The 13574-nt window shown below is 69.2% G+C and carries 11 protein-coding genes, 2 tRNA genes and 1 pseudogene; 5 read left to right on the forward strand and 9 right to left on the reverse strand.

Features of this window, described 5'->3' with window-relative positions:
• Positions 1 to 11 precede the first annotated feature (11 nt).
• From E4F61_RS07595 to E4F61_RS07605, 3 genes and pseudogenes are all read left to right on the forward strand, one after another.
• Positions 12 to 1408, forward strand: a pseudogene (locus tag E4F61_RS07595) (PhoH family protein).
• A complete protein-coding gene (gene thiD, locus E4F61_RS07600) occupies positions 1405 to 2199 on the forward strand; it encodes a bifunctional hydroxymethylpyrimidine kinase/phosphomethylpyrimidine kinase (protein WP_133479075.1) in 795 nt (264 codons plus the stop codon). The pseudogene E4F61_RS07595 and the gene thiD overlap by 4 nt, the downstream one beginning before the upstream one ends.
• A complete protein-coding gene (locus tag E4F61_RS07605) occupies positions 2196 to 3026 on the forward strand; it encodes an alpha/beta hydrolase family protein (RefSeq protein WP_133479076.1) in 831 nt (276 codons plus the stop codon). Before thiD ends, E4F61_RS07605 begins: the two co-directional genes overlap by 4 nt.
• A 151-nt stretch (positions 3027 to 3177) precedes the next feature.
• On the opposite strand, the gene E4F61_RS07610 is transcribed toward E4F61_RS07605, so the two are convergent.
• From E4F61_RS07610 to E4F61_RS07645, 8 genes are all read right to left on the reverse strand, one after another.
• Positions 3178 to 3254, reverse strand: a tRNA-Arg gene (locus E4F61_RS07610).
• Between the two features lie 105 nt (positions 3255 to 3359).
• Positions 3360 to 3452 (reverse strand) — tRNA-Ser (locus E4F61_RS07615).
• Between the two features lie 68 nt (positions 3453 to 3520).
• Positions 3521 to 3724 carry a carbon storage regulator CsrA gene (gene csrA / locus E4F61_RS07620; protein WP_133479077.1) on the reverse strand — a complete coding sequence of 68 codons (204 nt, stop codon included), beginning with the start codon at positions 3722 to 3724 and terminating at the stop codon, positions 3521 to 3523.
• Positions 3725 to 3840: 116 nt separating this feature from the next.
• A complete protein-coding gene (gene alaS, locus E4F61_RS07625; protein WP_133479078.1) occupies positions 3841 to 6504 on the reverse strand; it encodes an alanine--tRNA ligase in 2664 nt (887 codons plus the stop codon).
• Between the two features lie 126 nt (positions 6505 to 6630).
• The gene (locus tag E4F61_RS14855; protein ID WP_238382845.1) at positions 6631 to 7122 is read right to left on the reverse strand and encodes a regulatory protein RecX; all 492 of its coding nucleotides are present in this window, start codon (positions 7120 to 7122) and stop codon (positions 6631 to 6633) included.
• Positions 7123 to 7526: 404 nt separating this feature from the next.
• Positions 7527 to 8555 (reverse strand): recombinase RecA, encoded by a 1029-nt coding sequence (gene recA, locus E4F61_RS07635; RefSeq protein ID WP_115646452.1) that lies wholly within the window; start codon positions 8553 to 8555, stop codon positions 7527 to 7529.
• 161 nt (positions 8556 to 8716) lie between these two features.
• Positions 8717 to 9340 (reverse strand): transcriptional repressor LexA, encoded by a 624-nt coding sequence (lexA, locus tag E4F61_RS07640; protein WP_133479080.1) that lies wholly within the window; start codon positions 9338 to 9340, stop codon positions 8717 to 8719.
• Between the two features lie 45 nt (positions 9341 to 9385).
• Entirely contained in the window at positions 9386 to 9883 is a 498-nt protein-coding gene (locus tag E4F61_RS07645) for a CinA family protein (protein WP_133479081.1), read from the reverse strand.
• Between the two features lie 125 nt (positions 9884 to 10008).
• Between E4F61_RS07645 and mutS the strand changes: the two genes are divergently transcribed.
• Complete coding sequence (mutS, locus tag E4F61_RS07650; protein WP_133479108.1) at positions 10009 to 12561, forward strand: DNA mismatch repair protein MutS; 2553 nt, start codon at positions 10009 to 10011, stop codon at positions 12559 to 12561.
• 3 nt (positions 12562 to 12564) lie between these two features.
• Here mutS and E4F61_RS07655 read toward each other — a convergent pair whose 3' ends face one another.
• Positions 12565 to 13194: a TMEM175 family protein gene (locus E4F61_RS07655; protein ID WP_162301443.1), complete on the reverse strand. Its 630-nt coding sequence runs from the start codon at positions 13192 to 13194 to the stop codon at positions 12565 to 12567.
• 181 nt (positions 13195 to 13375) lie between these two features.
• On the opposite strand from E4F61_RS07655, the gene E4F61_RS07660 reads away from it, so the two are divergent.
• Positions 13376 to 13546 (forward strand): DUF3606 domain-containing protein, encoded by a 171-nt coding sequence (locus E4F61_RS07660; RefSeq protein WP_133479083.1) that lies wholly within the window; start codon positions 13376 to 13378, stop codon positions 13544 to 13546.
• Positions 13547 to 13574 lie beyond the last annotated feature (28 nt).

Consider the following 13574-nt stretch of genomic DNA (forward strand, 5'->3'; position numbering starts at 1 on the left):
CGGAGCGGCAGATGACGTCAGGCAAGCGGACCTACGTGCTGGACACCAACGTCCTGATGCACGACCCGACCGCGCTGTTCCGGTTCGAGGAGCACGACGTCTACCTGCCGATGCAGGTGATCGAGGAACTCGATCGCGGCAAGAAGGGCACGTCCGAGGCGAGCCGCAATGCGCGGCAGGCCAGCCGCTACCTCAACGAACTCATCCAGTCGCACGGCCACGAGGCGCTCTCCGCCGGCGTGCCGCTGATGCAGCCCGAGGGGCTCAACCTGCGGGGCCCGCAGAGCGTCGGGCGCCTGCGCTTCCAGACGCAGCCGAACGAGATCACCCCCAAGTTCGGTGCGGTCGTGCCGGACAACGCCATCCTCGGCGCGGTCGAGGCGCTGCAGCAGCGCGAGCCCGACAGCGCGGTCGTCCTCGTATCGAAGGACATCAACCTGCGCATCAAGGCCGCGATCGCCGGCCTGTCGTCCGAGGACTACGAGAACGACCGCGCGCTCACCGACCTCGACCTGCTGTTCACCGGCGTCACCGAGCTGCCGGAGGATTTCTGGCAGCGGCACGGCAAGGGCCTGCGCTCGTGGACCGAGCGCGGCCGCACGTACTACGAGATCGCGCGTGCCGACGGCGACGACTGGTACGCGAACCAGTTCCTGCACCTGCCCGGCGACGAGGAAGCCGAACTGCGCGTGGTCGGCGTCGACGACCAGCGCGTGCGACTGCAGATCGTCGACGACTTCCGCACGCCGCAGCATGCGGTCTGGGGCATCCACGCGCGCAATCGCGAGCAGAACTTCGCACTGAACGCGCTGATGAATCCCAAGTGGATTTCGTGTCGCTGCTCGGCACGGCCGGCACCGGCAAGACGCTGCTCGCGCTCGCCGCGGGGCTTGCGCAGACGATGGACCAGCAGATCTACCGCGAGATCATCATGACCCGCGCGACGGTGAGCGTCGGCGAGGACATCGGCTTCCTGCCGGGTACCGAGGAAGAAAAGATGACGCCCTGGATGGGCGCGCTGACCGACAACCTCGAAGTGCTGACGAGCAACCAGGAAGGCGGCAGCTGGGGACGGGCTGCGACGAACGACCTGCTGGCCTCGCGGATCAAGATCCGCTCCATGAACTTCATGCGCGGCCGCACCTTCCTGTCGCGTTACGTGATCCTCGACGAGGCGCAGAACCTCACGCCCAAGCAGATGAAGACGCTGGTGACCCGCGCCGGTCCCGGCACGAAGATCGTCTGCCTCGGCAATCTCGAGCAGATCGACACGCCCTACCTCACCGAAACGACGTCCGGCCTCACCTACGTCGTCGACCGATTCAAGGCGTGGCCGCACAGCGCGCACGTGACGCTCCGCCGGGGCGAGCGTTCGCGTTTGGCGGACTTCGCCTCCGACGTCCTGTGACGCTGTCGGTCCTCACGATCGCCGGATCCGACTCCGGTGGCGGGGCCGGCATCCAGGCCGACCTCAAGACCTTCGCCGCGCATCGCGTGCACGGCCTGAGCGCGATCGCGGCGCTGACGGCGCAGAACACACGCGGCGTCACCGGCGTCGCCGTCACCGACCCGGCCTTCATCGCCGAGCAGGTCGATGCCTGCTTCGCCGATTTCGAGGTGCGCGCGGTCAAGCTGGGAATGCTCGCGAACGCCGAGGTGATCCACGCGGTCTCGGATGCGCTGGAGCGCCAGCATCCGGTGCCGGTGGTGGTGGATCCCGTCATGGTGGCGACGTCGGGCGCCGCCCTGCTCGATCCCGATGCCGTCGGCGCACTGCGCGATCGCCTGCTGCCGATGGCGGCCGTGCTGACGCCCAACGTGCCCGAGGCCGAGGTGCTGCTCGCGCGCCACATCATCGACCACGAGGATGTCCTCGAGGCCTCGCGCGCGCTGATCGCGCGCGGCTGCCGTGGCGTCCTGCTGAAGGGCGGCCACCTGCGCGGGGACGGTCCGGTGGTCGACCTGCTCGCGCTTCCGGGCGGCCGGACCGAGCGCTTCGAGCATCCGCGCCTGGCGGTCCGCGCGCATGGCACGGGCTGCACGCTCGCGTCCGCCATCGCGGCCAACCTCGCGCTGGGGCACTCGCTCGCCGCGGCCTGCGCGCGCGGCACCGACTACGTGCACCGCGCGCTGCTGCAGGGGTACCGGCCGGGCCGCAGCGACATCACTGTCCTGGATCACTTCGCCGCGGGCCGATGACCGTCAGCGCGCGTTGGCTGCCGTGCCGGAGCGAGGACGGCCATGCCTGGGAGGCGCTCGCGGTCTCGGGCGACCGCGTGGACCGCGTGCTCACCTGGATTCCCGCGCTCGGCGTGCCGGCGCGCACGTACGAAGCGTTCGCCGCCGAACTCGCGCGCCGCGGCATCGCGGTCGTGGTCCACGAATGGCGGGGATTCGGCAGCAGTTCGTGGCGCGCCGCCCGCGATCGCGACTGGGCGTATCGCGAACTGCTCCTTCTCGACATACCCGGGACACTCGGCGCCGCCGCCGCGGAATTCGGCCGCGTGGACGTCATCGGCGGCCACAGCCTCGGGGGTCAGCTTGCCGCGTGCTCGCTCGCACTCGCGCCCCGCCGCATCGGCGCGCTCTGGCTGGTCGCCAGCGGCTCGCCCTACTGGCGCGCATTTCCGCGCCGGGTCGGCTTGTGGCTGCCTGCGGCCTACCGGCTGCTGGCGGCGATGGCGAGCGCGTTCGGTTCGCTCCCGGGTCGGCGCATCGGCTTCGGAGGCAACGAGGCGCGCGGCGTGATCCGAGATTGGTCGCGCACCGGCCTGACCGGCCGCTATGCGGCGCCGGGCGTAGGCGACATCGAGCCACGCCTGCGCGAGGTCGACGTGCCGGTGCGCGCCGTGTTGCCGGCACGCGATTGGCTGGCGCCGAGTTCGTCGCTCGATTACCTGCTGTCCAAGACCGCCTGCCGCGATCGCCACGTCGCGATACTCGACACCGATGCGCTCGGCGCGCATGCCGATCACTTCGCCTGGATGCGCGCGCCCGGGACCGTCGTCGACGAGCTGGCCCGCTGACCGATTCGAGGGCGAGGCATCGCGGCAACGCCCCGGCCGCCGAGCGGTCATCGACGCGCATTTGTCGATTACGCCGGCAATTCAGAGGTGTGCACCTGCGAACGCACAAACAAAAAGACCGATGGTTTCCCATCGGTCTTTCCGTCTTGTATGGCGCGCCCGGAAGGATTCGAACCTCCGACCCCCAAGTTCGTAGCCTGGTGCTCTATCCAGCTGAGCTACGGGCGCGTAGTCGAAAAATTATGGCGTCCGTCGAACCGTCCGTCAATATTTTTCATCGAAAATCGCAGTACATATTTCTCTGCGATCGGTGCCGCGATGCGGCGGTACAACTGGCGGAGACGGAGGGATTCGAACCCTCGATGGAGCTTTTGACCCCATACTCCCTTAGCAGGGGAGCCCCTTCGGCCTCTCGGGCACGTCTCCGGGTTTTTCCCGCGGTTAGCGCCGCGAGGCCGGGGATGTTAACGCCCCGGCGGCAATGCGGCAATCCGTCAGCCCTGCGCGTCGTCCGCCGCCTCGTCGCGGACCTCGCCGCCACGCTGGATGCGCTGATAGATCTCCTCGCGATGGACGGCGACGTCCTTCGGTGCGGTGATGCCGATACGCACCTGATTGCCTTTGACGCCCAGCACCGTCACCGATACCGAATCGCCGATCATCAGGGTTTCGCCGACGCGCCGCGTCAGGATAAGCATTACGACCTCCTTGAACCGGCATCTTGCCGGGCGCGCGGCCTCTGCCGCGCACTGATATTTGGACACAAACGCCCGCCATGTTAGCGAGCGGCCATTTCACGCCGCAAGGAAGCTGTTCACACTCCTGCAGCGGCAGTACGTTCCTTTACGAGATCGGGCACGCCGGCAAGCGCGGACTGGAGGGCGGGACCGTCGTCGCCACCACCCTGCGCCATGTCGGGACGGCCACCGCCCTTGCCGCCGACCTGTCGCGCGACCACGCCCAGCAGGTCGCCCGCCTTGACCTGCCCGAGCGCGCGACCGCTGACGCCGGCCACGAGCGCGGCCTTCCCGTCCTGGACGCCCGCGAGGACTACAACGGCATCGACCAGCTGTTGCTTTAGCCGATCGACGGCATCGCGCAGGGCCTTGGCATCGAAGCCTTCCAGCCGCGCGGCCACGACGCGGATGCCGTCGACGTCGACCGCGCTGGAAGCGAGGTCGGACGTCGCGCCCGAGGCCGCCTTGGCCTTGAGCGATTCGATTTCGCGTTCCAGACGGCGCTGGCGATCGAGCATCGCGCGCACCTTGTCGGAGACGTCGGCGCGCGACGCCCCGACCAGGCGCGCGGCCTCGTCGAGCCGCTGCAGCTCGGTCGACACGTAGTCGAGCGCGCCCTGCCCCGTCACCGCTTCGATGCGGCGCACGCCCGCGGACACGCCGCCTTCCGACAGAATCTTGAACAGGCCGATGTCGCCCGTGCGCGATACGTGCGTGCCGCCGCAGAGTTCGGTGGACGCTTCGCCCATGCGCAGCACGCGCACGCGGTCGCCGTACTTTTCGCCGAACAGCGCGAGTGCGCCGAAGTCGACCGCCTCCTGCATGCCCATGTGGTGCACGTCGACCGCATGATTGGAGCGGATTTCGGCATTCACCTGGCGCTCGATCTCCGCGAGCTCGGCGGGTGCGATCGGCTGGAAATGCGAGAAGTCGAAACGCAGGCGGTCCGGCGCCACGAGCGATCCCTTCTGTGCGACATGCTCGCCGAGCACGCGGCGCAGCGCCGCATGCAGCAGGTGCGTCGCCGAATGATTGAGCACGGTCGCGGCGCGACGCACTGCATCGACGGAGCCCATGAGCCGATCGCCGCGCGACAGGCGGCCAGCCTGCAGCGCGCCGACGTGGCCGTGGAACTGCCCGGCGAACTTCAGCGTATCGCGGACGACGAAACGCACGTCTTTCTCGTCGAGCTCGCCCGCGTCGCCCACCTGTCCACCGCTCTCGGCGTAGAACGGCGTGCGATCGAGGATGACGACCGCTTCGTCGCCGGCCTCGATCGAGTCGACCGGACGTCCGTCCTTGAGAATGGCGAGTACCTGCAGGCCACCCTCGACGAGCTTCTCGTAGCCGAGGAACTCGGTGGCGGCCATTTGCGCGGCCAGCTCGGCCGGCAGCGTGGTCGCATTGCCGAACTTGCCTGCGGCGCGCGCGCGGTCCTTCTGCTCGGCCATGAGGCGCTCGTAATCCTCCATCGCCGACGGCTCGAGCTCGGCACCTTCACGCTCGCGCACGATGTCCGCGATCAGGTCCGGCGGACAGCCGTAGGTGTCGTGCAACTGGAACAGCTGCTCGCCGTCGATGCGACCGCCATTGCGCGCGAGATAGCCCTCCAGGCGCTGCATGCCGGCGTCGAGCGTCTGCGCGAACGCCGCTTCCTCCGCCTTCAGCGCGCGCTCGACGAGCGCCTGCTTCTGCGCCAGTTCCGGATACGCGTCCGCCATCACCTCGACGAGCGGCGCCACCATCTTCCAGAAGGTGCCGTCCGGCGTGAGCCCGTTGAGCTTCCAGATGTGGCGGATCGCGCGACGGATGATGCGGCGCAGGACGTAGCCCCGGCCCTCGTTCGATGGCAGCACGCCGTCGACGATCAGGAACGAGCACGCGCGGATGTGGTCGGCGATCACGCGCAGCGACTTGTTGTCGAGGTCGCTGCGGTTCGTGAGTTTCGCGGCGGCGCCGATGAGGTGCCGGAACAGGTCGATCTCGTAGTTGCTGTGCACGTGCTGCAGCACGGCCGCCATGCGCTCCAGACCCATGCCGGTGTCGACACACGGCGCGGGCAGCGGTACCAGCGTGCCATCGGGCTGCCGGTCGAACTGCATGAAGACGTTGTTCCAGATCTCGATGTAGCGATCGCCGTCCTCGTCCGGCGAGCCGGGCGGGCCGCCGGCAACGTCGGGGCCATGGTCGTAGAAGATCTCGGTGCACGGGCCGCAGGGGCCGGTGTCGGCCATCTGCCAGAAGTTGTCCGACGCGTACGGTGCGCCCTTGTTGTCGCCGATGCGCACGATGCGATCGACCGGGAGGCCGATCTCGCGATGCCAGATGTCGAAGGCCTCGTCGTCGGTGTGGTAGACCGTGACGAGCAGGCGCTCCGGGGACAGCTTCCAGACCCGGGTCAGCAGTTCCCAGGCCCAGGCGATGGCGTCCTTCTTGAAGTAGTCGCCGAACGACCAGTTGCCCAGCATCTCGAAGAATGTGTGGTGGCGCGCGGTGTAGCCGACCTGGTCGAGGTCGTTGTGCTTGCCGCCGGCCCGGAGGCAGCGCTGCACGTCGGCCGCGCGTACGTAGCCCGGCTTCTCGCTGCCGAGGAACACGTTTTTGAACTGCACCATGCCCGAGTTGGTGAACAGCAGCGTCGGGTCATTGTTCGGCACGAGCGGCGCCGAGGGCACGATGGTATGGCCCTTGCTGCGGAAGAACTCGATGAAATCGCTGCGGATTTCGGACGTCGTTTTCATGCGGGGATCGCGATTCGGAAGTGGCGACGGGCAGCCGCACGACCGCCGGTCGGCGGCAGGGGCGCTCATGTGGACCCCGAAGAGTAACAGGCGGGGCGCTGGCCGATGCGGACGCGAATGGACCGCTCAGTCGTCGGCGCCGGACCGAACCGCGGCGCGCACGACGTCCCCGGGAAAACCGCGCCGGATCAGAAAGTCGGATGCCTTGCGTTCACGCTGCCGCGCGTCGTCGACCCGCGCGAAGCGTCGGGCGACCAGGTCGCGGGCGATTTCGACCCAATCGCCGTCGAAATCATCGAGGGCCGCCTGCCGCACCTCGGCCGGGAGGTCATGGGTGCCGAGCTCGGCCCGGATATGTAGCGGCCCGTACCCGGTGGACGCGCGACTGCGGACGAGGCTTTCGGCGAAGCGCGCGTCGTCCTGCCAGCCTGCGCCGGCGAGTTTGTCGACGGCCGCTTCCACCTCGCCCGCGTCGACGCCGCGCTGGACGAGCTTGCGCACGAGTTCCTTCCGGGAATGCTCGCGGCGGGTGAGCAGCCCGAGCGCGCGCTGAAGCGCCGTCGCCGGCTTGCGCTCGCGCTTGGGCCGCCTGCGTGTGTCGCTCTCGTTTCCGAACAGGCTCTCGTAGGCGGGGCCCGCATCGGCCTCCAGCGGGGCGGATGCCGCCGGAGGATGGATGTCGCGGGCCGCGCCGGGCGCTGGCGCCGGGGTCGCATCGACCGACCGGTCGCATCGAGCGGGCTCAAGGGTTGCCGCCGGCCGCCCCGGTTTGCCTGGCCCGGACGCCGTTGTGGGAACGTTGAGGGCTCCGCTCGTCGAGGACCGCCGCTTGCCCTGCGGCAAACGCCGCGCGGTGGACTGCGCGGCGTCCGGAAAATCGTCGACCGAGAACAGGTCCGACAGACGCACGATGCCCTGCGGCGTGTCCGATCCGCCGGATCGCGGAAACGACTCGGCCCCGGGCGCATCGCCCGGGGCCGACTCGTGATCACGTGGGGGGCGTGTCGGTGACATCGTTCCGATCAGGCATCCGCCTCGGCTTCGGCCGGGTTGATCTCCTGCGGAACGAACTTCTCACGCAGCGCCGCTTCCAGCTTGGCCGCCATCGCCGGGTTCTCCTTGAGGAACTGACGGGCATTCTCCTTGCCCTGCCCGATGCGCTCGCCGTCGCAGCTGTACCACGCGCCCGACTTCTCGACGAGCTTCGCGTCGACGCCCATGTCGATCAGCTCGCCCTCGCGGGAGATGCCTTCGCCGTACAGGATCTCGGTGACGACCTGCTTGAACGGAGGCGCCAGCTTGTTCTTGACGACCTTGATGCGGGTCTGGTTGCCGATGATCTCGTCGCCCTTCTTGATCGAACCGATGCGGCGGATGTCGAGACGCACCGAGGCGTAGAACTTCAGCGCGTTGCCGCCGGTGGTCGTCTCCGGGCTCTGGCCCGGCATCATGATGCCGATCTTCATGCGCAGCTGGTTGATGAAGATCACCAGCGTGTTCGAGCGCTTGATGTTGCCGGTGAGCTTGCGCAGCGCCTGCGACATCAGGCGGGCCTGCAGGCCCGGCAACTGGTCGCCCATCTCGCCTTCGATTTCGGCCTTCGGCGTCAGCGCGGCGACCGAGTCGACCACGACCATGTCGACCGCGTTCGAACGCACCAGCATGTCGGCGATCTCGAGCGCCTGTTCGCCCGTATCCGGCTGCGAGAGCAGCAGGTCATCGACGTTGACGCCCAGCTTGGCAGCGTAGATCGGGTCGAGCGCATGCTCGGCGTCGATGAAGGCCGCGGTGCCGCCCTTCTTCTGGCACTCGGCGATCGCCTGCAGCGTGAGCGTGGTCTTGCCCGACGACTCCGGACCGTAGATCTCGACCACGCGGCCGCGCGGCAGGCCGCCGATGCCGAGCGCGATATCGAGCATCAGCGAACCCGTGCCGACGATTTCGACGGCTTCCACGGCGCGGTCGCCCATGCGCATGACCGAGCCCTTGCCGAACTGCTTCTCGATCTGGCCGAGAGCGGCTGCAAGTGCGCGCTTCTTGTTCTCATCCATTGACGGGTTCCTGGTGTTCATAGGTGTAGGGAGATTCTCGGGGCCGGACATCGCAGGGGTTGAGACGATGGCATCGGCAGCTGAACTCTGCGACGAACGGCCGGCACGCGCCGTCGGACGTGCGCTGCGGCGGGTGTCGGAATTACCCGAATCGCCGCGCTTCAACGGTTCGGCCGCACGAGGCCGCAGTAGAGGCCTTCGATCGCGAAGTCCTGGTCCGGCAGCACGTCGATGGGCGCGAAATCGGGATTGCGCGGCAGCAGGCGGATGCGGTCCTTCGCGATCTTCAGCAGCTTCACGGTGATCGCGTCATCGACGCGCGCCACGACGATCTGTCCGGAGCGCGCTTCGTTCGTGCGGTGCACGCCGATCAGGTCGCCGTCGAAGATGCCTTCGTCGCGCATCGAGTCGCCCTTGACGCGCAGCAGGTAATCCGGCGCCGGTGCGAACAGGTTCTTGTCGAGCAGCACCATGTCGTCGGAGCCGATGTCGGCGCCGATCGGCAGGCCCGCGGCGACCTGGCCGAGCACCGGCAGGTGCAGCATGTCGTTCGCATTCGACGCGGGCCCGTTGGGCGTGGCGACGAGCCGGATGCCGCGCGCCTGGCCGGGTACCCGGCGGATCGCGCCCGCCTGCTCGAGGGCCTGCAGGTGATACTGCGCGGCGCGGACGCTGCTGAAGCCGAAGACCTGGGCGATCTCCGTCTGCGACGGCGGCACGCCGTCGGCCTCGATGCGCTCGGCGATCATTTCGAGGATCGCCTGCTGGGTGTCGGTCAGGTTCATTAGTAGCAATACTACTAACCCGGGCCGTGACCGCAAGACCGTTCGTCAGGCCGCCAGCTCGATGAGGCCGCGGAGGGCGGTCGCGACCGTCTGCCGCCGGACCGCGTCCCGGTCGCCGTCGAAATGGTGGACGGTCGCCTGCGGGTAGCCGCCGCGCCGTTTCCAGCCGATCCAGACCGTACCGACCGGCTTGTCGGCCGTCCCGCCGCCCGGCCCGGCGATGCCGGTGACGGCCACCGCGAGCGTCGCAGCGGAGTGCACGAGGGCCCCGGAGACCATCTCGACGACGGTTTCGCGGCTGACGGCGCCATGCGCCTCCAGCGTGTGCGGGTTCACCCCGAGCAACGCCTGCTTGGCCTCGTAGCTGTAGACCACCATGCCGCAGTCGAACCAGGCGGACGAACCGGCGAGGTCAGTCAGCGTCTTGGCGATCCAGCCGCCCGTGCAGCTCTCGGCGGTGACCACGGTGAGGTGCTGGGCGAGCGCGGCGCTCGCGAGGGTCTCGCCGAGGCGGCGGAGGTCGTCGTCGGTGGGCGGGTGCATCCGGCCATTATGGCCGCGCGGCATACTGTCGCCCCGCCGGTGACCCTGCCCGGCCCGCCCGACCGAACCCGCCCGTGCCCGACGCCAGCGCCGACGTCCGCCCCGCCGACGCCCACACCCCGCTCATGCGCCAGTTCTTCGCCTGCAAGGCGGAGCATCCGGACGTGCTGCTGTTCTTCCGCATGGGCGACTTCTACGAGCTCTTCTACGACGACGCCCGCAAGGCCGCGCGCCTGCTCGACATCACGCTGACCCAGCGCGGCGCATCGGCCGGCCAGCCGATCCCGATGTGCGGCGTGCCGCACCACTCCGCCGAGAGCTATCTGGCGCGCCTCGTCGCGCTCGGCGAGTCGGTCGCCATCTGCGAGCAGATCGGTGATCCGGCGCTGGCCAAGGGCCTCGTGGAACGCAAGGTCGTCCGTATCGTCACGCCCGGCACGGTGACCGACGAGGCGCTGCTCGACCAGCGCCGCGACACGCTGCTGCTCGCCGTCGCGCGCGGGAAGAACGGCTGGGGCCTGGCCTGGGCCGACCTCGCCGCGGGGCGCTTCCTGTGCAACGAGGTCGCGAACGAGGACCAGCTCGAGGCGGAGATCGCGCGCCTGGATCCGGCCGAAGTGCTGTGTCCCGACGAAGACCCCCTGCCCGCCTGCATCAGCACGCGCACCGGCCTGCGTCGCCGCGCGCCGTGGCTGTTCGACGTCGACGGCGGCCGTCGCCACCTGCTGCGTTTCTTCGCGGTGCACGACCTCTCGGGCTTCGGCCTCGACGATCGACCGCTTGCGATCGCCGCGGCCGCGGCGCTGCTGGGCTACGTCGAGGAGACGCAGAAGCAGCGGCGTCCCCACCTCACCTCGATCGCCGTCGAGTCCGGCGATGGCGCGATCGCCATGAACGCGGCAACGCGCCGCCATCTGGAACTCGACACCCGCGTGGACGGCGACACCCGCCATACGCTGCTCGGCGTGCTCGACACCACGGTGACGCCCATGGGCGGCCGCCTGCTGCGGCGCTGGCTGCACAGGCCGCTGCGCGACCGCACCGTGCTGCGGCTGCGCCACGATGCGGTGGCCACGCTCGGCGACGCCCGCGCGACGGATGACCTGCGCGAGCGGCTGCACGCGGTCGGCGACGTGGAACGCATCCTCGCGCGTGTCGCCCTGCGGAGCGCGCGCCCGCGCGATCTGTCGACGCTGCGCGACGCGCTCGCGATGCTGCCGTCGCTGCGCGACCTGCTCGCCCCGCTCGACTCGCCGCGCCTGCTCGCGCTTCGTGCCTCGCTCGGCGAGCACGATGCGACGGCCGCGCATCTCGCCGAAGCCATCGTCCCGCATCCGCCGGTGCTCGCGCGCGACGGCGGCGTCTTCGCCGATGGATACGACGCTGAGCTCGACGAGCTGCGCCGGCTCTCGACCAACGCCGACCAGTTCCTGGTCGATCTCGAGGCTCGCGAGCGCGAGGCCAGCGGCATTCCGACGCTCAAGGTCGGCTACAACCGCGTCCACGGGTACTACATCGAGATCAGCAAGGCTCAGGCCTCGCGCGCGCCGACGCATTACACGCGTCGCCAGACGCTGACCGGCGCCGAGCGCTACATCACCGACGAGCTGAAGCAGTTCGAGGACAGGGTGCTCAGCGCACGCGAGCGTTCCCTCTCGCGCGAACGCTTGCTGTACGAGCGGTTGCTCGATGCGCTCAATGAGCGGCTGGAGCCGTTGAAGCAATGCGCCGCCGCGCTGGCCGAGCTCGACGTGCTGGCGGCGTTCGCCGAGCGTGCGCAGATGCTGGACTGGTCGAAGCCCGAGCTTGCCGAGTTTGCGGGCATCCGTATCGAGCGCGGCCGGCATCCGGTCGTCGAGGCCGTGCGCGATGCACCGTTCGAGCCCAACGATCTGATCCTCGACTGCGCGCCGGGCCACGTCGGCCGCCGCATGCTGGTCATCACCGGCCCGAACATGGGCGGCAAGTCGACGTACATGCGGCAGAACGCGCTCATCGTTCTGCTCGCGCACATCGGCAGCTTCGTGCCCGCAGCCGTCGCGGTGATCGGTCCGATCGACCGGATCCTGACGCGCATCGGCGCGGGCGACGACCTGGCCCGCGGGCAGTCGACCTTCATGGTCGAGATGGCGGAGACGAGTTACATCCTCCACCACGCGACGAGCGAGTCGCTGGTGCTGATGGACGAAATCGGCCGCGGCACCTCCACCTACGACGGCCTGGCGCTGGCCGAGGCCTGCGCGCGGCACCTCGCGGGCGTCAATCGCGCCTACACGTTGTTCGCGACGCACTACTTCGAGCTCACGCGCCTCGCCGAGCCCGGCAGCGGCATCGCCAACGTGCACCTCGATGCGGTCGAACATGGCGACCGGCTGGTCTTCATGCACGCCGTCAAGGACGGCCCGGCCGATCGCAGTTTCGGCCTGCAGGTCGCCGCGCTCGCGGGCCTGCCGAAAACGGTGGTGTCGCAGGCGCGCGCGCGCCTCGCGGAACTCGAACAGCAGCGCCCGGTCGACCCGCGCGCACCGATCACGTCCGAGACGCTCGACGCGCCTCAGCAGTTCGGCCTGTTCCCGCCCAGCGCCGCCGCGCTCGACGCGCTCGCCGGGATCGATCCCGACGAACTGTCGCCCAAACAGGCGCTCGAAGCGCTCTACCGGCTCAAGTCGCTCGCCTGATCGTCAGGCCGGCGCACCCGGCGCCCCAGCGCGACGCGGGCGGCAGAACAGCTGCCGCCACAGCGGCAGCGTGCCCATGCCGAGCGGGCCGAGGAACGGTTCGAACTGGGCGATGCCGAGCGAGACGAGCGAGGCGCAGATCGTGCTGATGCCGCGGCCGCGCACGTAGCGGATGTCGTCGCCCGTCGTCTCCGCCGATCGCATCGCAGGGCTGGTCGCCAGCGTGTTGACGCGCAGGTTCAGCAGCGACGTCAGCAGCATCCAGCCCCAGTACAGCGACGCGGGGACGCGGGCGCCCGGATAGTCCGCCATGAACGCGGTGAGGAAGGGCATGAACGCGATGGTGCCGAGCAGCATCAGGTTCCACCCGACGATCCGCGGCGAATGGCGGGCCGCGTGCGAGAACGCGCGATGGTGGCCCATCCAGAACGCGCCGATGACGCCGAAGCTGACGAAGAAGCCCACCAGGTTTGGCACCAGTCCGGCTAGCGCGCGCCAGAACTCGACGTCGCCCGCGCCGTGCGCGACCTCCGGCACCCGGACCTCGATCACCAGCAAGGTGATCGCGATGGCGAACACCGCGTCCGAGAAGAACACGATCCGCTCCAGCGGATGATCGACGACGTCCTTCATTGTTTTTCCCCCGTTTGCGGCGATTGTTCCGGCACGGCCCGCCGCCGGCAAGCCGTGCCTCGCGCCGGACATCGTTGGCGAACGACTCCTCGGCCACGCCGCGGACATCGGGTCGGCCCGCCGCGTTGTCGCCGCGCGCACGCCGGGCCTGATTCGATCCTGCGCACTGCCGGAGGACCGCATGAGCCATCGAGTTCCGAACGATTCCGAACGCGTCAACGTCAACGACGATGTCGAGCTCGCGTTCTGGTGCCGCGAGTTGCAGACGGACGCTGCGACCCTGCGGGACGCCGTCAGCGCGGTCGGTGTCGAGGTCGCGAACGTGCGCATGCACCTCGGCCAGACGCGCTAGGCGGCCGTCACGGCTCGTCGATCCGGTG

The sequence above is a fragment of the Cognatilysobacter segetis genome (assembly GCF_004359965.1).
Taxonomy (GTDB): Bacteria; Pseudomonadota; Gammaproteobacteria; order Xanthomonadales; family Xanthomonadaceae; genus Cognatilysobacter; species Cognatilysobacter segetis.